This is a genomic window from Actinomadura sp. KC06 (assembly GCF_004348735.1).
Classification (GTDB): Bacteria; Actinomycetota; Actinomycetes; order Streptosporangiales; family Streptosporangiaceae; genus Spirillospora.
This window is the reverse complement of the sequence record NZ_SMKT01000014.1, coordinates 1-17385: the sequence shown is the minus strand read 5'-3', so window position 1 is coordinate 17385 and position 17385 is coordinate 1. Positions and strand designations below refer to the sequence as shown.

The window sequence follows — 17385 nt, the reverse complement described above, 5'->3', positions numbered from 1 at the left end:
GGTGGGTGATGCCAGGGCCCGCCACCGACAAGGGAGAGCGAGAGTGACGGGCCCTGGCGGTTGGTGCGGGCAGTCGCGTACTCGCGACTGCCCGGGTCTTGGCCCGCCCGGCCCCCGGGGAAGGCAGGGCCGGGCGGGTAGCGGCGGAGGAGCTCAGCTCAGGCGCGAACGCCGTGCACACCGCCGCGTCGGGTGCGGACCAGCCAGACCCCCCTGCTGGCCGGTCCGCGGTTTGGGCCCTCGGCGCCCGCATGGTGTGGGTGCGGGCGCCGAGGGTTGCAGCCGATCCCGCTCCCCCGAACGGGATCGGCTGCTGGCCGCGCCTCCACCCCCCGGTCAGGGGCGCGGCCACGGCGCTGGAGGGGCCCGCGCCGCACGGGGTGCTGTCCGTGCGGGGGCGCTCGCTCCAGCGCGTCTGTGTAGTCGGGGCCCCGCCCACCGCAGGGATCGTGACGGTGGGCGGGGTTGCCGAGGAGACCTGGGAGCTGGACTCCTCGGCGCGCGTCACCAGGCCGGAGGCATGGCCCGGGACGCGGTACAGGGTGCGGGGCGTCACAGGGCGCTCCGCAGGTAGCCGGCCACTTTGGGCCGGAGGGTCGGGCACAGGTGCTGGGTCGCGGCGTTGGTGATGGCGTGGATCTCGCGGCCGGTCAGGCCCTCGACCGGTCGGGGCTCCACCACCGGGTCCGGGACGCGGTCGATCGCGGCGCACAGGCCGAGGCCGATGCGGAGCAGCTGGGCGTCGGACGCGGCCCACAGCTCGGGGGCCTCTGTGCGGGCCCACCCCAGGTACGCGCCCTCCTCTTCAGTGGACAGGCCGGTGGTGTTGAGGTCGACGTCTTGGGTGCTGATCTGGGGCACCAGGAGCAGGCCGCCGCAGGCCGCCGCGACGATGGGCAGGAGGAACGTCCGCCAGTTCATGCGCGCTGCCTCCTCGATGTGCCGAGCGGAGTGTTGGCGAGGCGGTCCAGGCGGGCTGCGACCAGCGGCAGATGGTTGGTGCGCAGGAACTCGGCGACCGCGGCGACCTCTTCGAGGACCTCGCCATTGCGGAGGACGGCGCGAGAGCGGTGTTCTTCGGCGATGACCGCTCGGGCGCGGGATCGTTGAGCGTCGGCGGCCTCCGCGTCCGCGCGCACCCGCTCGGCTCGCACCTTCTTCCGGAGGTCCCGGACTTCCCAGATCAGGCCCACGATGGCCGCGCCGAGGAGGACTAGGACGATGACCTCGGTCATGAGGCGCCTCCGAGGGTGACTTCGACCTCGGCGCGGGTGCCCCAGCCGGTGCGCAGGCACGTCGCCATCGCGTACCAGCGGACCGGCCGCAGGATGAAGTAGGCCCACAGCGCAGCCAGGGGCGCGAGCATCCAGGTGGCCCACTGTGAGCAGACACTCTGGTCGGACCGCCAGACGGTGAGGTACCGCAGGCACTGCGCGTACCCGATCAGGACTGTCATGGCCAGCAGGGACAGCGTCAGCGCTCCGTCCACCACCGGCTGCACCAGGAACAGCGCCGCGAACAGCATGGTGGAGACCGCCATCGAGACCCACCGGCTGAAGTGCAGCCAGTACGCCAGGGACGTCACCGGCAGGTAGCGGAAGCGCCAGAGGCTACGGACCGTCGAGCCCCGCATCCAGCGGGTGTACTGGCGGAAGTGGTTGCCCACCTTCTCCGGCATCGCGGTGAAGACGAAGCTGGACGGCTGCTGGACTGTCCGGCCCTCGAGTTTGGCGAAAAGCGTGAGCATGCTGTCGTCGGAGAACCGGACCTCGCGGCCAGCCAGCGTCTCGTTCAGGTAGGTGTCCAGGTACTGCCGGACTGTCTCGGCGCGGTAGAACGCCAGCGGCCCGGAGTTGACCAGCACGCTGCCCATGGCCGACAGGGACGACCGGTCGATCAGCTGGGAGGTGACGTACCAGAGGTCGGTGAACCTCGCCAGCAGGGTGGTGCGGTTGTTGGCCGCCAGGACGACGCCGGCGACCGCCTGCACGTCCTTGCGAGCCAGTGGTTTGAGGCCCTCGGCCACCGCCTCCCGGTCCAGGATGGCGTCGGAGTCCACGGTGAGGAACGCGTCGGCGTCCGGTGCCATCGAGATCGCCGTCCCATGCGCCTGGCGCTTGCCCCGATTCGGCGTGCGGACCCAAGAGGTGCGGAGCCCCGTCCGTGCACCCTCGGCCAGGAACCATGCGCGCACGGCTGAGAGGTCGACCTTGTCGGAGCCGTCGTCCACCACGAGGATGTGGTCCGGCCGCCGGGTCTGGTTGCCCAGCGACATGAGGCACCGCACCAGCAACTCGGGGTCCTCGTTGTAGGCGGGCACCAGCACGGCCAGATTGAGGCTGTCGAGATGGCGCTGCTGCCGGCGCGTGACGGTGAAGGGCCGCTCGGCGTGCGCGAGGACGAGCTGGAAGACCAGCATCGCGGCGGACAGGGAGTAGACCATCCCGAACTTGCGGGTGTCTCCGTTCAGGGCCTGCATCGTGACCATGGCGTGGTGGATGGACCATCCGACCGCCGCGACCAGGAGGCCGAGCATGACGGTGATCAGTCGCCCGCGCGCACGCCGAGCCTCGTAGATCTTCACGAGTGGTCGGCCTTCTTGCCGCGCCGGAAGGTCAGTTTCATCAGCACCGCACCGGCCGCGACGAGACCGACGGCCACCGCGATCAGCCAGAGCTGGCCGATGTAGATGCCGAATGCGCTCACACCAGCACCGGTCACAGGGAGGGTTTTGCCGTAGTCCATGTCAGTGGTTCTCCGTCGTCTGATCGCGGTTGGGGAACTCCTGGGGGCCGCTGCCCGTGGCGACGGGAACGGGGTAGCCGCCGGTCGCGTCCGGGTGGGCGCCGCTGGTAGGGGTGCCGTTCGGCGGCGTCCCGCCCGACTGGGCTGCCAGCTCGAGCGCGGCGGGCGCGTACGCGCCGAGCACCGTCTCGAGGTCCTGCACAGCGAGCTGGGCATGGCGCTGCGCCTGGGTGTGCTGGTCGGCCTGGCCGTTGGCGTTCCTGGCCGCAGTGTCGATGCGGGTGATCTCCTGGCGGATCGCCTCGATCTCCCGCTCGCGCTGGGCGCGGAACTCCTCGATCTCCCGCTCCTTTTCGGCGATGAGCTGCTCGCGGGAGTTCCTGTGGCGGAGCTGCTCCTCGGCGTCCTGGCGGCGGGCCTGGGCCTCGTGGCCGTGGTGGTCGACAGCGTTGCGCTTCTCGGCCAGGAGCTGGGCGAGGTCCCGCCCGGTGTCCGGCGATTTGAAGGCGGGGGCGATCTGTGCCGGAGGGTGCGCGATCTCTTGCTGTGTGTTACCACGCATGGACCGGGTGTTCTTCATGGGTTGCCTCCTTGAGGGGTTAGTGGTCGTGGTTGAGGGGTGCGAAGGGGTCGTCGGGGAGGCGGCCGTGCCATGCCTGCGCGACTCGCCGGATCAGGCCAGCGCGGTCGTTCGCGCGCGTGAGGCGACCGAGGAACGACTTGTCGTTGCGGTGCTCGGCGACGAGGTGGGCGTGCATGACGCGGATGCGGTTGAGCCGTCGGCGGGCACCGGCGAGCGCGGTCTCGGCGGTGTCGGGGCTGCAGGCGGCTTGGGCGAGGATCGCGGTGAGCGCCCCGGAGTCGGTGGTGACGGCGATGGAGTTGAGGGCGTCGCGCATGCTGGTGCCGTGCTCGCCGTCGAGGTGGGCGATGACCTGGTCCATCTCCTTGGCGGCGCGCTCGGCGGTGGCGAGCATGTCGTCCAGCACCGGCCGCTGCGCCCGCACCGCAGCCGCACCGGCGTCGGGCAGGGAAACGATCAGCCGCGCCGCCGCGCACTGCAGGCAGTCCCCCGAGTTCGGGTGCCACACCAGGTGTTTCGCGAGCCGGGCCCGCGTCTCCTCCGCCGTCGCGCGAGTCACGGTGACACCTCCGCGTCGATCCGTTCGAGGCGGCCACCACAGCGGGATCGGTCGCACACCGCGTCGCCGCCAGCGACCACCTGGCGGCGCTGCTTGGCGGACAGGCGTGTGGTGGTCCGGTCACAGCGGACGCAGATACGCGGCGAGCACGGCGTGGACCGAGACAGCAGGCCCCTCAGCACGGAGATCATCAGGGACCGCCCAGAGGTGCATACGGGTCGGCGGGCTCGTAGCCGTACCAGGCGTTGGCGAGCAGCTCGGCGGCCTTCTCCAGCCCGGCGCGGTTCGCGCCGTGCCCGTTGACGGCCTTGTTGACGAGCTGGGCGTGGGCTTCGCGGATCCGCCCGTCCCGCTCCGCCTGGGCGGCCTTGAAGTGGTCGCGCCAGTTGAGGAGTTCCGCGACCGGCGAGGACACGTCCGACTGGGTGTACGGCGCCTCGTACTCGACGCGCGCCGGGTCGACTTCCTCGGTCAAGAAGCCAGCGAACCCCTCCCCCTCGACCTGGTTTCGCATCGGCCCGTACGCGGCGACGTCCGCCCCACCGTCGCTGACCTTCACGACCCACATCAGGCCGCCTCCTCATTCGTCTTGTCGGCCTTGGAGGCAGCGGACCGGTACCCGGTCACGATCTGGACGGCCGCCGCGTGGGTGCACTCGTCAGCGCCGCAGGCGCAGGACCACACGTCGCCCGTCAGCACGACCTGGTAGGTGCCGTGGTGGCCGCGGACCAGCGCCCTGACCTCGTCCGGGCGGGTGGCGCCGGGCGGGGTGTCGGCGTGCAGGATCCGGACGTTCTCGTCCCTCAGGTAGGAAAGGGTCTTGCGACGGACGTCACTCACTCGAACCGCCCCCGGCCTCGGCAGCGGCCTGCGCGGCGGCCTCGGCGTCAGCGGCGGCGAGCGTGGCCTGGTCGCCGCCGTCCACCTCACCCGGGATCGCGCTGGTGACCTCGGCGGGATCGATGTCGGGGCTGACATCGAGGCGCAGGCCCTCGTCAACCGACATCGCGACAGCCAGGTCGGTGGACTTGGGGAGCAGCTTGACGAGGCGGCGGACCATCGTCTTGTGCGCCATGGCCTCGAAGTGGTCCTTCCAGGGGCCGACCACGTCGCCGTTCTTGGTCTTGGCCATGGCGTGCTTGTCGCGATGCTTTTCCATGTCCGCGACGGTCACGGGGTCGGTGACGCCGTAGCCGCCGCGCTCCAGCCGGGCCACGGCGTAGTAGAGGCGGGGCTCCCCCCGAGTGCCGTCGATGTTGGGTCGGTGGATCAGCTTGTCGCCGTCCAGGCCGTACTCCAGCTCGTAGTGGTCGTTGGTGAACACCGTGCGGGGGGCGATGTTCAGGACTCGGCCGGAGCGGTAGCACAGCTCGGCGTAGCCCTGGTAGCCGATGATGAGCTGCGCGCGGTACCCGCCCATCGGCTGTTTGGTCCGCTCGTTGACGGGTCCGGCGTTCCTGTCCCAGAACGGGATGAGCCACGCGTGACCGAGGGATCCGACACCAGGACGCAGACCGAGCTGGGCACAGGTCATCAGGCCGCCGAGGACGGATGCGGCCTCGCACTCGGCGAGGTTCTTGGTGGTGCGGATGCAGGTGAGCGCGTCGCGGACGAGTTGGCCGGCCTCGGCGCCTTTGGGCATCGCGAGCTGGTACTGCTTCTGCATCTGGTTGATCTGCTGCGCGAGGGTGAGCTGTTTGGCAGGCGCGTCGCCGTTGCCGTTCTGGTTGCCGCCACGCTGGGCGGCGGCGCGCTGGGCGAGGTCGCGTCCCATCAGGGGGTCTCCTTGATCTTGTTGAGGAACTTGCGGTACGGGGTCTCCGTGACGACCTCGGCCGCGACGTCCGGGTGCTTCTCGCGCAGGTCGGCGACGGAGGCGGTGGTCTTGACGTGGTTGTTGCGGGTCGCTACCAGCTCGCCGCGGTAGTACGCCTCGGTGGCGTTGCCCATCACGTACGCCAGCTCGTCACGCAGCTCGTTCTTGCGCCTCTTCGCGTTGCCCTCGGCCTTCGTCAGCGCCTTGTGCTCGGCGAGCTTGGCCACGAAGGCGTCGTCGACGTCGATCGGCTTGCCGGGGACACCGGTCGGAAACAGCCGGTTGACCAGGTCTTCGGACGCCCGACCACCCTCGAGCGCTGGCGGGGTGCGGGCTTCGACCATGCGCCACAGGTCCAGCTCCATCGCGCAGATCGTGTCGATGAGCGCCTCGTCGCGGTCCACCCGCCGGATCACCGGAGGCTCCCCGCCGATCTGCGCGACCACCCACGCGTGCGGGCGGCCGGTCACAGCGAGGTAGTGCTGAGACTGGGCCTCGGCGCCGTCGGAGACCTGGTCGTCCTCCCACTCGTCGCGCCGGTGGTAGTTCGTGTTCTTGATCTCGACGAGGCCGCCGTCTGCAGCCGCAGCGTCGACCGAGGCCATCTGCCACGAGCGGGACTTCGACCTCATCAGCCCGACACGGGTGGCGGGGATGCCGGTCTCCTCGTTGAACCACTCGAGGATCGCGGGCTCAACGACCTGGCCCCACCGCATCCGCTTCGTCTGCTCTCTGGCCGGCGCCTGCCCCACCTTGTCGAGGTAGACCTCCAGGCGGGTCTTCCACGGGTCCAGGCCGAGGCAGGCGAGGGCGTCCGAGCCGCCTACCCCTTCTCGGCGGGCCTCGAGCCAGACAGGCCGCGGCGCGTCGTAGGGAAGGACGAGCTCGGCGTCCGGGAAGCCGTGAGCCACACCGCTCACCACGGGGCCGTCGAGGATCGTCATGACCCGTCACCCCCGGCGCGGGCCGCCTTGTCGAGCGCGGCCTTCGCGAGGCGGATGTTGCGGCGGGCATCAGCGAGCGCCTTCGCCTGGCCGGTGGTGAGTTCCGGGTCGGACCAGTCGGACTGCAGTTCCTGCTCGGTGTCGCCGAGCATCCGGTGGGCGTTGCGGCGAATCGTCTCGAAGGAGGGGAGGGTCATGCCGCCACCGCCATCTCGGTCGGCTCGCACACCAGGTCGGGCACCGGAGCGGGCTTGCGGGCCTTGGCGTGGCTGCCGTGCGTGCGCAGCCGGTTCGGGCGCGGCCGGGACCAGACACGCTTGCCGTGCTTACCGGAGTGCCCGAGGCGCCAGCACAGCGCAGCGACGTACAGGTAGGCGGCGACGATGATCGCCAGGGCGAGGACGGCTCCAGCGGCCACGTTCACCACCACCCGCAGTTGGAGCAAGTGGAGCCGCTCTGCTGCGTCTGGCAGATCGTGCAGGTCCATTTGGGGCCGTGGAGGACGGTCAGCAGGCGCTTCACGACGCACCCCCGTACAGGGCGTCCGCGGCCTCGATGACGCGGCGTTCGGCGTCCTCGACGAGGGTCTGCCGGTCCTGACCCGGTCCGGGCGCGACCTCGCTGCTGTCGACGTCCTCCTGGTGCTCCAGCTCCGACACCAGCTCCCCGAGCCGCTCGGCGCGGTCGTGGTCGGACATCTGCGGGGCGTGCTGGCGTAGCTCCTCGAGCGCGGCCTGCTCGCCGATCTCCTGCTCCCAGTACCGCTGGGCCGTCGCGAGGATCGCTTCACGCGCGACCTCGTGGCGCACCCGCGCGAGGGTGGTCTCGTCGACCGTCCATGCCGGGACGGTGCGGGTGAGCGGTTCGGCGTCGTCGCCGTTCACGAGGAACTCGGCGACGGTCTGCGCCATCAGCGTCTCGTCGCCGACCGGGACGACGATGTCGTCCATGCCCTGCCGGAAGCGGACGGCGTACTCGGTCTTCGTCCCCAGCGGAGCGGCAGCAGCGCGGGTCTCGATGGACTGGAGCGTCATCGCTGCTCACCACCCGGCGCGCAGTCCGGCAGGTGGTGGGTGACGTCTTGGTCGTCGACGGGGCAGTCGCAGGTCGGCCACTGCGGGCACGACCGCGCGTGCATCACGTTCTGGAACGGATCGGTGTCCTGGCACTCGCACACCGACACCCGCCCCACGCACCGCACCAGGCCCCGCCGCTGGTGGATCTCCTCCGGGGTGCCCGGCGTGTTGCCGTACGCGCCGCCGTCCAGCGGAATCAGGAGGACCCTCCACCCCTGGGCGTTGCAGCCCAGCATGTCGGCGGGGATGTCGATGTCCGCGTGGTACTTGGTGGCGAACCACAGGTGGCCGTCGCCGGTGGACCAGATCTCGCCGGGCCGGGGGTTCTGCGCGGGCGCGACCCGGCCCACGGCCAGCGACGGGGCGGACAGCGGCACCGTGAGGCGCCCGTTCGGGGTGGTGATCTCGACGGACGGGCCCTCGGGGCCGACCACGACGGGAGAGGTCTGGCCGACCCGGACGATCTCGCCCGGCTGGTAGGTGGGGGTGGTCATGCTGTACCTCCTGGGGGGATGGCGAGGACGGGCATGGGCTCGGTGGACACCGAAAGCGCGAGGGGCTGCGCGGCGGGGTTGCAGGTCGGGTCGCACACGAACCCGTGCACGCCGTTCCGGTAGGTGGGGACGGTCGGCAGCGGCCACGACTTGCCGCACTCCAGGCACATGCCGCCCGCCGCCGCGCGGTTCTTCATTTCGCTCAGGTCCCGGAGGGCCTGTGCGGTCGCGGTCGGGGCCGCGCCCGCCAGACGGTCCAAGAGCCACACCCGGTCGTCGTCGCCGGTGAGGGTGAGCGCCTCTCGCAGCTCCCGTATGGAGAGGCGCTCACCCCGGCGGCGGGGCGGCTTCGTGCGGAACGGCCACATGGTCAGGCCACCTCGCGGGGGCGGGGCAGCAGCACCTGGACGTCCTGGGCGCCGGCGATCGCGCGGGGGGCGCGGCGGGCGTGCTTGATGACGACGGAGCCGGGGCCGAGGGCGTCGGTGAGGTAGCCGAGCGCCGCCATTTCGGTGATCGCGGCGGGGCCGTGGGGGTAGTCGATGACGTCGCCGAGCCGCAGCTGCGCGCCGGGGATGGTGGCGACGCCCTTGTCGGTTTCGGGCTCGTCGGTTGTCTGCTCGGTGACGGTCTGGGCGGTCATGTGTGCCTCCATGAGGGTTAGGAACGGCGGCGGGAGTCGCGGCGCGGCGGGGCGGGGCGGCGCTCACCGTCGCGGATGGCGTCGGCGATGGCCTCGTCGCTGAACCGCCATTCGCGGCCGACCTTCGTGCCGCGGATCTCACCGCGGGCGGCCTTGCGCTTGAGGGTGATGACGGAGCAGCCGATGCGGGCGGCTGCGTCTTCGGCGTGGTGCGTGTGCGGGCAGGGGTCGCACACGGCGGCGGTCATGGTCATGCCGACTCCTGCAGGAGGGCGGCGTCGGGCACGGGGTAGGTGATCGCGTCGAGGGGGACGCCGAGCCTGTCGGCGAGCCGCTTCGTGGTGGCGTTCAGCTCGGGCACCTCGACGGCGTTCTCGATCCTGGACAGGTAGCTCTTGCTGATCCCGACCTGCTGGGCGAGGGCGTCCTGGCGGATCCCGAGCGCCTTTCGGATGGCCTTGATGGCCGGTCCGTGCGTGATGCGGCTTGCCATGCGCGCAACTCTACGAAACTTAAGTAAGAAGATGCAAGGCATTCACGGAACTTCAACGTAACTCAACGGCAACACTGCAACTCTGAGCAGGGGACATACCGGACCCGGGGCAGGTCAGAGCCCTGCTTGACTTTCGTTCAGTTTCGTAGAGACGATGAGAGCATGCCGACCGACAGACCGCCGATCGGACTAAAGATCAAGCGCGCCCGCGAGCGCCAGAAGCCACGCATGACACAGGAGCAGCTCGCGGACAAGATCGGTGTCTCCCAGAAGACCATCGACAACTGGGAGAACGACCGCTCCTACCCGCGCAGCTCGATCGGAGCCCTCGAGGAGATCCTCGGGCCGCTCACCGACGGCGCACCGCCCCCCGCCTTCGACGGCACCCCTTATCCCGACTGGGCCGTCGGCGATCGGTTCTTGGAACACATCCTCGACTACGCCGGCCCCGAGGTGTCCGATGACGAGAAGATCTTCGCGGCGAGGGCCGTGCTGACGTATCGAGACTCCCAGAGTGGCCAGTACCGCGCGAGCGAGCAAAAACAGGCGTGATCGCCGCACTTGACCCGGTTGTAACGTTTCAGAAACGAGCAAGTTAGGCAGTCAACGCCCAAACCACCTCACGCATCACAGATACGTACGTCACCTATGTGGGCCCGGGGGATACGGATCGCATAGGGAACGCGATGGAGGACACGTTCGCCCTCTGGCGACAGATCAAGGAGCTGAAGGACCGGGTCGCGACCCTGACACAGGAGCGCGACCTCAAGGAAATCGACAGGCAATGCGCGGTCGCCGGGCTGGCGCACGCCTATCAGCTCAAGCGGCCGCCCGGCGACGTCCCGGCAGTGCTCGTCCACGCGCTGCGCAGCATCTCCCCGGAGCCGTTCCAGCGCGTCCGCCTCGACATCGACGGACAGCAGCTGCACGCCCTCGTCGACGGCGCCGCCTGCTGCGCCGACCCGGGCGCCGAAAGCAAGGTGTGGGACTGGCTCGCCGACCACGCCGAAGCCCCACCCGATCACCCGTTCGCACGGGAGAAGATGCCGGATCGCCTGCTGGGTGCCGCATGGCCGGACGGGCAGATCGCGGTCAGTGCCTCGCTCTCCGGCCGCGAGGTCGTCGACGCCCGCCGGGCGCTGCTGGCCCGCCGTCGACGCCGCAACCCGGTGCGTGCTCTGAGCACAGCGCTGCTCCCCGGCGCCGCAGTCGGGCGGGGCATCCTCAACCTCCTGCGCGACGCCCAGGCCGCGACCACAGCCGTCGCGGGCGTGAGCTCGGCGCTGCCTGCGGTGACCGCTGCGGCGATCTCGTGCACGGCCGTCACCTCGTGCGCGCCCGCGATCACCATCGACCATGGGCCGCCACCGGCTGTGGTCCGCGAGGTCGACTACACACTGCCCAAGACAGAGGACGAGCCCACCGATCCCCCGGCGCGTAAGCCTGGCCGCCGCCCCACACTCCCGGCGGAGGTCGAGCGGGAGGAGGTCCCGGCACCAGCCTCCAATCCGGCACCGGCGAAGTCCGCGCCCCTCACAGAACCCGGCGACGGCTCAACCGCCCCCACCGACGAGCCTGCAGACGAACCCGCGGCTGAGCCGCCACCGCAGCCCTCAACCGACGAAGGGCCAGCGCCGACCCCGGCACCGACCGAAACCGCGACAACGGACCCGGGCCTGGCCGCAGACCCGCCCTCGACGGGGACACCTGTGGACCCAGCAGACGAACCTGTGGACCCAGCAGACGACGGGAGCCTGCTGGAGGCACCAGATTCACCCGGTGAGGCCGACGTGCCCGGCGCCCCGAATACACCGCCGGCCACGGCGACCATGCCCGGACCAGGCTTCGAGCAGCTGCAGCCGGCGCCCCTCATCGCCCTCTTCTTCTGACACGCAAGGATTCCCATGGCGTACGTCGAACGGCGCGGTGACTACTACCGCGGCCGTTTCAAGAACCCCCCGGGCGTCAAGCCCCGGTGGGGCACCGTGTCCGAGACCCTCGAAGGGTGGCCGTTCACCGAGAAACAGAAGGCTTTGGACGCCGCCAACGACAAGGAGTCGTGGGTCCGCGGGCTGGTCGGCGAGTGGCGGCGGCTGGTCGACGCCGGGCATGCCGAGCCGACGGCCGACGGCGTCACCTTCGAGAGGTGGCTGCAGCTCCTCCAAGGACTGCGGCGCCGAGCGAACGGCGGCCGGGATCCCAACGCCGGCGACATCTCGCTCGAGGAGTACGTGCACACCACGTGGTGGCCCGCGCAGGACCTGGAGGTCCGTACCGACGACCAGTACTCCTACCGGCTCCGGCGCATGATCCTCCCCGCGTACGGGCACCGGCCGGTCAACACCCTCACCGACGAGGCCGAGATCGCCGCGTGGGAACTCGGCCTCCGCGTCGAAAACGGCGGCCGGTACGCGCAGAGCACGGCTGCGGACTCCAGGTCGCTGCTGGCGACCATTCTCGGCGACGCCAAGGCGGCGGGCCTGGTGGACGACAACGCGGCCGCGCGCCGCCGGGGCAGAGGCAAGAAGAAGAACCGGCAGAAGGGCCGCAGGCGCCGCGCCGTCGGCAAGCAGTGGGCGACGCCTCTCGAAGTGATCCTGATAGCGGAACGGTGCTCGCTGCTCACCGGCCAGGACGACGATTTCGTGATGTGGGTGACGGCGGCGTGGTGCGGGCTGCGGTGGGGCGAGGTCATCGGATTGGAGCTGGAGAACTTCCGGCTGTCGAAACTGCACCTCGAATGGCAGCTCGGAGAACTGAACGGGAAGTTCTACAAATGCGACCCGAAAGACGAGGCATTCCGCAACGACGACCCCGAGTTCTTCGGCGCGTTGGACCTGCCACCGTTCCTGTCGGACCTGCTGTCCACGCACGTGCAGCGGCGCAGGCCGCGTCCGTGCCGGTGCCGGTACGACTGCGGCGCCGGGCCGCGACTGCTGTTCCTGGGGGCGGAGGGCGGGCACCCGTCCCGGTCGGACTACTCCCGCCGCTACTGGCGGCCCGCCTGCGACGGGGTCTTCCCGGGCGAGGACGGCAAGCGCGAGCGCCCGGCCCGGCCCGTCCTGGTGGACGCCGCCGCCGGGTTCCCCGGGGCGCCGCTGAAGCCCGCGTGGCCCTACGCGGAGGGGGACGACTGGGAGCCGCCCAGGGGCAAGGGCTGGCAGCGCTGGGACGTGCCCGCGGTGGACGCGTTCGCGGTGGCCTGCCCGGTGCCGGCCTGCACCGCGGCGATCGGGAAGGCGTGCCTGTCGGGGAGCGGCCGGGAGACGGCGCCGCACCGGCCCCGGCGGGAGCTGGCCGTCTCCCGGGGGCATGTGACGGAGCGGGCACTGGCGTCGTGGCTGCCGGTCCGCACCGGGTTCACCCGGCACGAGCTGCGGCACGCGCAGAAGACATGGATGATCGAGGACCGCATCCCCGACGTGATGTCCCATGACCGGCTCGGTCACGTATTCAGCGGGATCGGAGCCACGTATTCGCACGTGACCGACGGGATGCGGCAAGATCTGAAGGTCGCGCTACAGACCAGGTGGGAGACCGCTTTGAGTCAGCGCGCCCAGATCTGTCCGCACTCGCCCGTACGGTTGGTCGATGAGCTACTCGTCCCCCACCGGGAGCCGCGTGGGAACGTCGTCTCCCATACGTCTCCCAATCATGCGAAAGGCCCCGTCTCCCGGCGGGGAGAAAGAGCCTTTGACCTGGGTGGAGCTGAGGGGATTTGAACCCCTGACCCCCTCGATGCGAACGAGGTGCGCTACCGGACTGCGCTACAGCCCCGAGGACTCCGTAAGGTTAGCAAACTTCGGGGGGTGGTCGCGCACGGGTTATCCGGGGCGGACGCGCGCACGGGTCATTCGCCGACGGCGCGGCGGTCGTCGGCGTACTGGTCGAAGACCTCCTCGGGGGTGAGGAGTTCGATGACCTCCGCGGTCTCGACGGGCTCGGCGGTCTCGGCGGCGCGGCGGGCTTCCAGGGCCTTGGCGCGGGCCTCCGCGGCGGCGCGGCGGCGGGCGGTGTCCATGCCCACGGCGACGCGGAGGAGGGCCAGGTGGCCGGCCATGAGGACGGCCGGGGGCATGGTGATCCACCAGGGGGCGAAGCCGGACGCGACGACGGCCGCGGCGGTGAGGATCAGGGCCGTGAGGCCGGTGGTGCGGCGGCGGCGCCGGGCGATCACGGTGGCGCGGGTCGTCCGGCGGCGGGGACGCGGCTCCGGGATCTCCTCGGGCTCCTCTTCCGCTGCCTCGTCCTCGACGAGGGTCTCGTCGGAGCGCTTGTGGAGGAGCCGGGTGATGCCGGTCGTCTCGGTGTCGCGGCGCAGCCACATGGGCACGAGGACGATGCCCCAGACGGCGACAATGGCGAGGTACAGGACCGCGCTGCTCATCGGCCCCACCGTCCCAGCGCACGCTTGACCGGCGGGCCGACTTTCGGCGCGCGAGCGTGCAATGGGAGCAGGGTCACGCCCCGCACGGTACGAGGGGCTGTCAGAGGTTGACGAGCATAAGGGGCGGTGTGTCGCGAGATCGATCTCGCCGTTACTCTCCGTTTGCCCGGCCTTGTCGGTCGCAGGATTCTTACGGAGAGAAAGTCACGGCGGACTCAAGTGTGCCGGGGAAATGCCTGTTTGCGCTCGGCGAGCCAGCGTGCGCGCAGGCCGCCGGGAACGTCCTCGACGGTCAGGGCGTAGCAGATGTGGTCGCGCCACGCCCCGTCGATGTGCAGATGGCGGCGGCGAATTCCCTCTTCCCGGAATCCGAGTTTTTCCACGACGCGGCGGCTCGCCGTGTTCTCGGGACGGATATTGGCTTCCAGGCGGTGGAGGCCGACGGTGAAGAAACAGTGGTCGACGGCGAGGGCGACCGCGGTGGGAATGACGCCGCGGCCGGCGACCTGCCGGTCGACCCAGTAGCCGATCTGGGCGGAGCGGGCCGAGCCCCAGACGACCGCGCCGATGGTGAGCTGCCCGGCGAATTCGTCCTCGTGGGTGACGACCCAGGGAAGGGCGAGGCCCTGGCGGGCTTCGCGGCGCATGGTGTGGACCATGCTGAGGTACGGGCCGAGGCCGCTGCGGAAAAGCGGCGTCTCCGGATTGGTGGGCTCCCAGGGGCGGAGCCAGTCGGCGTTGCGCACGCGCAGCTCCCGCCAGACGGCGGCGTCGCGGTGCCGGAGCGGGCGCAGCCCGACGGCCCCCTCCGTCAGGGTGACCGGCCATCCCCGCAAACGTTCCACGCTTCCATGATTCCCTGGTCGGACGTCTGGACGCCATCAATTGTCACCGAGAAATCGGGCACGCGGGACGTTCTGGCTCCGTTCGTCACACGCGGATGCCGCGCCTCATCACCCAGTCGACACGGAGGTCGGCGTCCAGGACGACGAGGTCGGCGTCCTTGCCGGGTTCCAGCGACCCGACACGCGAGGAGATGCCGAGCGCGCGCGCCGGGGTGAGGGACGCGGCTTCGGCCGCCTGGTGGACGGGCACGCCGACGTCCCGAACCGCCCGGCGGAACGCGTCCGCCATGGTGATGGTGCTGCCCGCGATCGACGTCCCACCGGCGAGGACGGCGCGGCCGTCGCGGACCTCGACGTCCATCCCGCCGAGGCTGTAGTCGCCGTCGCCCATCCCGGCCGCCGCCATCGCGTCAGTGATCAGCGCGATCCGCGACGGGTTGTCGAGCGGGGCTGGTCCATTGAATGGCGGTGGGTGGGGGCTGGAGGAGGGGCTGTCGACCGGAGCTTGTCCTTTGAATGGTGGTGGGTAGGGGCCGGAGGACGGGCCGGCGGCCGCGAACGCCAGGCGGACGACGGCGGCCTCGACATGGAGGCCGTCGTTGATCAGCTCGACGGTGACGCGGGGGTCGTTCATCGCGGCGGCGATCGGGCCGCCCTCGCGGTGGTGTAGCGGTCGCATCGCGTTGAACAGGTGCGTCGCCACGCGCGCTCCCGCGTCGAACGCGGTCCGGGCCGTCGCGCCGGGGGCGTCGGTGTGGCCGACCGCGGCGATCACGCCGGTGTCCGCGGCCTCCCGGACGAGGTCGAGCGCGCCCGGCAGTTCCGGCGCCAGGGTGATCATGCGGACATGGCCGCGCCCGAGCCGGACGAGGCGGCGGAACTCGACGAGGTCGGGGTCGCGCAGGAGGGACGGGTTGTGGGCGCCGCAGCGGTCGCGGGCGAGATAGGGGCCCTCCAGATGGACGCCCGCGATCACGCCGTCGGCGGCGAGGTCGGCGAGGCTCGCGACGGCGGAGGCGAGGTCGTCCGGAGCGCCGGTGACGAGGCTCGCCATCGTGGTCGTCGTCCCGTGCGCCAGGTGGTACGCGGCGGCGCGGCGCACCTCGTCGGGCCGTCCGAACTGGTAGGACGCGCCCGCCCCACCGTGGACGTGCATGTCCACGAATCCGGGGACGACGTGGCGCCCGCCGAGATCGATCACCTCCTGGCCCGGGGTCGACGCCGCTTCCACGATCTTGCCGTCGGAGATGTGCAGGTCGCCGTGGTGGACGCCGTCCGGCAGGACGATCCGGGCGTCGGTCAGGACGGTCATCGATCTCCCTTGGGGGCACGTCCCGGCATGAGGGCGCTTGGTGGGTGGCGCTGTTCGGGTGGTGGAACGTCCATGATCTCGCAACGTCGATCGGCGCCCGTTCGCGGTGTTCGCGGTGTTCGCGGTGTTCGCGGTGTTCGCGGGAGCCGGTCTCGGGCTTGATCGTTGGCGGCGGGTGTATGGCGGGAATGTGCAGGTAAATCCGGAGATGCTCGGGGCTAGAATCCCCTGATGCAGGTGCTCCCGCAGGCCCGTCCGCTGGAAGGGGGACCGGTGTGAGTCGGCACGAGCGCTGGAACGCACTGCTCGAACTTCTCGCGGACGCCGGGCGGCTGACCGTCGAGGACGCGTCCCGGCGGATGTCCGTCTCGGCCGCGACGATCCGCCGCGACTTCGACCAGCTCGCGCAGCAGCAGATGCTGACGCGGACCCGCGGCGGCGCCGTCGCGCAGAGCGTCAGCTACGACCTGCCGCTGCGCTACAAGGCGGCGCGGCACGCGTCCGAGAAGCAGCGGATCGCGGCGGCGACCGCCGAGCTGGTCAGGCCGGGCTCGATCGTCGGGCTGAACGGCGGGACGACGACGTCCGAGGTCGCGCGGGTCCTCGCCACCCGCGCCGACCTGCACGGCGACGGCTCATCGCCGTCGCTGACGATCGTGACGAACGCGCTCAACATCGCCAACGAGCTGGCCGTCCGCCCCCATGTGAAGATCGTCCTGACCGGCGGGGTGCCGCGGCCGCAGTCGTACGAGCTGACGGGGCCGCTCGCCACCGGGATCTTCGATCGGGTGACGCTGGACGTGGCGATCCTCGGGGTGAACGGCGTGGCGACGCCGCATGGCGCGACCTGCCACAACGAGGGCGAGGCCGACGTGAACCGGCGGATGGCCGAGCGCGCCGACCGGGTGGTCGTGGTGGCGGACGGCTCCAAGATCGGGCGCCGCGCCTTCGCCCGGATCTGCGCCACCGACGAGATCGACGTCCTGGTGACGGACGCGACCATCCGCGATGCGGACATGGCCGCGTTCACCGAAGCCGACATCCGCGTGATCATCGCCTAGCCGCAGCGGGCCCACCCGAGCGGGCCTGACGCAGGCGGGCCTGGCCCGGCACGGGCCTGGCCCGGCACGGGCGGACCTGGCACGGGCGGACCTGGCGCGGGCGGTCCCGGCGCAGCGCGGCCGGTCCCGGCGCAGCGCGGCCGGTCCCGGCGCGGGCGGTCCCGGCGCGGGGCGAGCAAGCCTTAGCCCGGCGCGGGCGGTCCCGGCGCGGGTTGGCCTTAGCCCGACGCGGGTGGGCCCGGCGCAGCGCGGGTGCCAGCGCGGGCGGACCTGGCGCGGTGCGGGTGAACTTTAGCCCGGCGCGAGCGGTCCCGGCGCGGGTGGGCCCGGTGCGGCGCGGGTGGTCCCGGCGCGGGTGGGCCCGGCGCGGCGCGGGTGGTCCCGGCGCGGGTGGGCCCGGCGCGGGTGGGCCCACCCGCGCCGGGAC

The 17385-nt window shown here is 71.2% G+C and carries 25 protein-coding genes and 1 tRNA gene; 4 read left to right on the top strand and 22 right to left on the bottom strand.

All coding sequences use genetic code 11. The features are described 5' to 3' along the window. Positions 1-552: 552 nt before the first annotated feature. The 18 genes from E1287_RS07150 to E1287_RS07070 all read right to left on the bottom strand — a co-directional run bounded on the left by E1287_RS07150 (position 553) and on the right by E1287_RS07070 (position 9353). The gene (locus E1287_RS07150) at positions 553-921 is read right to left on the bottom strand and encodes a hypothetical protein (protein WP_131964041.1); all 369 of its coding nucleotides are present in this window, start codon (positions 919-921) and stop codon (positions 553-555) included. Continuing rightward, positions 918-1235, bottom strand: coding sequence for a hypothetical protein (locus tag E1287_RS07145; RefSeq protein ID WP_131964040.1), 318 nt, complete (start codon positions 1233-1235; stop codon positions 918-920). The genes E1287_RS07150 and E1287_RS07145 overlap by 4 nt, the downstream gene beginning before the upstream one ends. Continuing rightward, positions 1232-2584 (bottom strand): glycosyltransferase, encoded by a 1353-nt coding sequence (locus E1287_RS07140; protein WP_131964039.1) that lies wholly within the window; start codon positions 2582-2584, stop codon positions 1232-1234. The genes E1287_RS07145 and E1287_RS07140 overlap by 4 nt, the downstream gene beginning before the upstream one ends. Beyond that, positions 2581-2745 (bottom strand): hypothetical protein, encoded by a 165-nt coding sequence (locus tag E1287_RS43555; RefSeq protein WP_165968913.1) that lies wholly within the window; start codon positions 2743-2745, stop codon positions 2581-2583. The genes E1287_RS07140 and E1287_RS43555 overlap by 4 nt, the downstream gene beginning before the upstream one ends. Before the next feature lies 1 nt (position 2746). After that, positions 2747-3325: a hypothetical protein gene (locus tag E1287_RS07135; RefSeq protein ID WP_131964038.1), complete on the bottom strand. Its 579-nt coding sequence runs from the start codon at positions 3323-3325 to the stop codon at positions 2747-2749. Between the two features lie 19 nt (positions 3326-3344). Next, positions 3345-3887 carry a hypothetical protein gene (locus E1287_RS07130; RefSeq protein WP_131964037.1) on the bottom strand — a complete coding sequence of 181 codons (543 nt, stop codon included), beginning with the start codon at positions 3885-3887 and terminating at the stop codon, positions 3345-3347. Positions 3888-4077: 190 nt separating this feature from the next. Further along, the gene (locus E1287_RS07125; RefSeq protein WP_131964036.1) at positions 4078-4455 is read right to left on the bottom strand and encodes a hypothetical protein; all 378 of its coding nucleotides are present in this window, start codon (positions 4453-4455) and stop codon (positions 4078-4080) included. Beyond that, on the bottom strand, positions 4455-4727 hold the full coding sequence (locus E1287_RS07120; protein ID WP_131964035.1) for a hypothetical protein: 273 nt from the start codon (positions 4725-4727) through the stop codon (positions 4455-4457). The genes E1287_RS07125 and E1287_RS07120 overlap by 1 nt, the downstream gene beginning before the upstream one ends. Next, positions 4720-5661 (bottom strand): recombination protein RecT, encoded by a 942-nt coding sequence (gene recT, locus E1287_RS07115; RefSeq protein ID WP_131964034.1) that lies wholly within the window; start codon positions 5659-5661, stop codon positions 4720-4722. Before recT ends, E1287_RS07120 begins: the two co-directional genes overlap by 8 nt. Then, positions 5661-6647, bottom strand: a complete 987-nt coding sequence (locus E1287_RS07110) for a lambda-exonuclease family protein (RefSeq protein WP_131964033.1) — start codon at positions 6645-6647, stop codon at positions 5661-5663. Before E1287_RS07110 ends, recT begins: the two co-directional genes overlap by 1 nt. Continuing rightward, positions 6644-6844 (bottom strand): hypothetical protein, encoded by a 201-nt coding sequence (locus E1287_RS07105; RefSeq protein ID WP_131964032.1) that lies wholly within the window; start codon positions 6842-6844, stop codon positions 6644-6646. The genes E1287_RS07110 and E1287_RS07105 overlap by 4 nt, the downstream gene beginning before the upstream one ends. Beyond that, complete coding sequence (locus E1287_RS07100; RefSeq protein WP_131964031.1) at positions 6841-7065, bottom strand: hypothetical protein; 225 nt, start codon at positions 7063-7065, stop codon at positions 6841-6843. Before E1287_RS07100 ends, E1287_RS07105 begins: the two co-directional genes overlap by 4 nt. Before the next feature lie 100 nt (positions 7066-7165). After that, positions 7166-7681, bottom strand: a complete 516-nt coding sequence (locus tag E1287_RS07095; protein WP_131964030.1) for a hypothetical protein — start codon at positions 7679-7681, stop codon at positions 7166-7168. Next, complete coding sequence (locus tag E1287_RS07090; RefSeq protein WP_131964029.1) at positions 7678-8217, bottom strand: hypothetical protein; 540 nt, start codon at positions 8215-8217, stop codon at positions 7678-7680. Before E1287_RS07090 ends, E1287_RS07095 begins: the two co-directional genes overlap by 4 nt. Next, positions 8214-8585, bottom strand: coding sequence for a hypothetical protein (locus E1287_RS07085; protein WP_131964028.1), 372 nt, complete (start codon positions 8583-8585; stop codon positions 8214-8216). Before E1287_RS07085 ends, E1287_RS07090 begins: the two co-directional genes overlap by 4 nt. 2 nt (positions 8586-8587) lie before the next feature. After that, complete coding sequence (locus tag E1287_RS07080; protein ID WP_131964027.1) at positions 8588-8860, bottom strand: hypothetical protein; 273 nt, start codon at positions 8858-8860, stop codon at positions 8588-8590. Between the two features lie 17 nt (positions 8861-8877). Beyond that, a complete protein-coding gene (locus tag E1287_RS07075; RefSeq protein WP_131964026.1) occupies positions 8878-9114 on the bottom strand; it encodes a helix-turn-helix domain-containing protein in 237 nt (78 codons plus the stop codon). Continuing rightward, positions 9111-9353: a helix-turn-helix transcriptional regulator gene (locus E1287_RS07070; protein ID WP_165968912.1), complete on the bottom strand. Its 243-nt coding sequence runs from the start codon at positions 9351-9353 to the stop codon at positions 9111-9113. Before E1287_RS07070 ends, E1287_RS07075 begins: the two co-directional genes overlap by 4 nt. Positions 9354-9515: 162 nt before the next feature. Here E1287_RS07070 and E1287_RS07065 point away from each other — a divergent pair, with 162 nt between their 5' ends. The 3 genes from E1287_RS07065 (at position 9516) to E1287_RS07055 (ending at position 13075) form a co-directional block, all read left to right on the top strand. Continuing rightward, positions 9516-9905, top strand: coding sequence for a helix-turn-helix transcriptional regulator (locus tag E1287_RS07065; RefSeq protein ID WP_131964024.1), 390 nt, complete (start codon positions 9516-9518; stop codon positions 9903-9905). 134 nt (positions 9906-10039) lie between these two features. Further along, positions 10040-11242: a hypothetical protein gene (locus tag E1287_RS07060; RefSeq protein WP_131964023.1), complete on the top strand. Its 1203-nt coding sequence runs from the start codon at positions 10040-10042 to the stop codon at positions 11240-11242. A gap of 15 nt (positions 11243-11257) precedes the next feature. Beyond that, positions 11258-13075: a hypothetical protein gene (locus E1287_RS07055; RefSeq protein WP_131964022.1), complete on the top strand. Its 1818-nt coding sequence runs from the start codon at positions 11258-11260 to the stop codon at positions 13073-13075. Here the strand turns inward: E1287_RS07055 and E1287_RS07050 are convergent. The 4 genes from E1287_RS07050 to E1287_RS07035 form a co-directional block, all read right to left on the bottom strand. Then, positions 13057-13130 (bottom strand) — tRNA-Ala (locus E1287_RS07050). The two genes, E1287_RS07055 and E1287_RS07050, sit on opposite strands and share 19 nt — an antisense overlap. 73 nt (positions 13131-13203) lie before the next feature. Next, positions 13204-13740 (bottom strand): hypothetical protein, encoded by a 537-nt coding sequence (locus tag E1287_RS07045; protein ID WP_131964021.1) that lies wholly within the window; start codon positions 13738-13740, stop codon positions 13204-13206. A 215-nt stretch (positions 13741-13955) separates the two neighbouring features. Next, entirely contained in the window at positions 13956-14576 is a 621-nt protein-coding gene (locus tag E1287_RS07040; RefSeq protein ID WP_131964126.1) for a GNAT family protein, read from the bottom strand. A gap of 94 nt (positions 14577-14670) precedes the next feature. Beyond that, positions 14671-15897: an N-acetylglucosamine-6-phosphate deacetylase gene (locus tag E1287_RS07035; protein ID WP_131964020.1), complete on the bottom strand. Its 1227-nt coding sequence runs from the start codon at positions 15895-15897 to the stop codon at positions 14671-14673. A 275-nt stretch (positions 15898-16172) separates the two neighbouring features. On the opposite strand from E1287_RS07035, the gene E1287_RS07030 reads away from it, so the two are divergent. Continuing rightward, complete coding sequence (locus E1287_RS07030) at positions 16173-16958, top strand: DeoR/GlpR family DNA-binding transcription regulator (RefSeq protein ID WP_131964019.1); 786 nt, start codon at positions 16173-16175, stop codon at positions 16956-16958. The last annotated feature ends 427 nt before the right edge of the window (positions 16959-17385 follow it).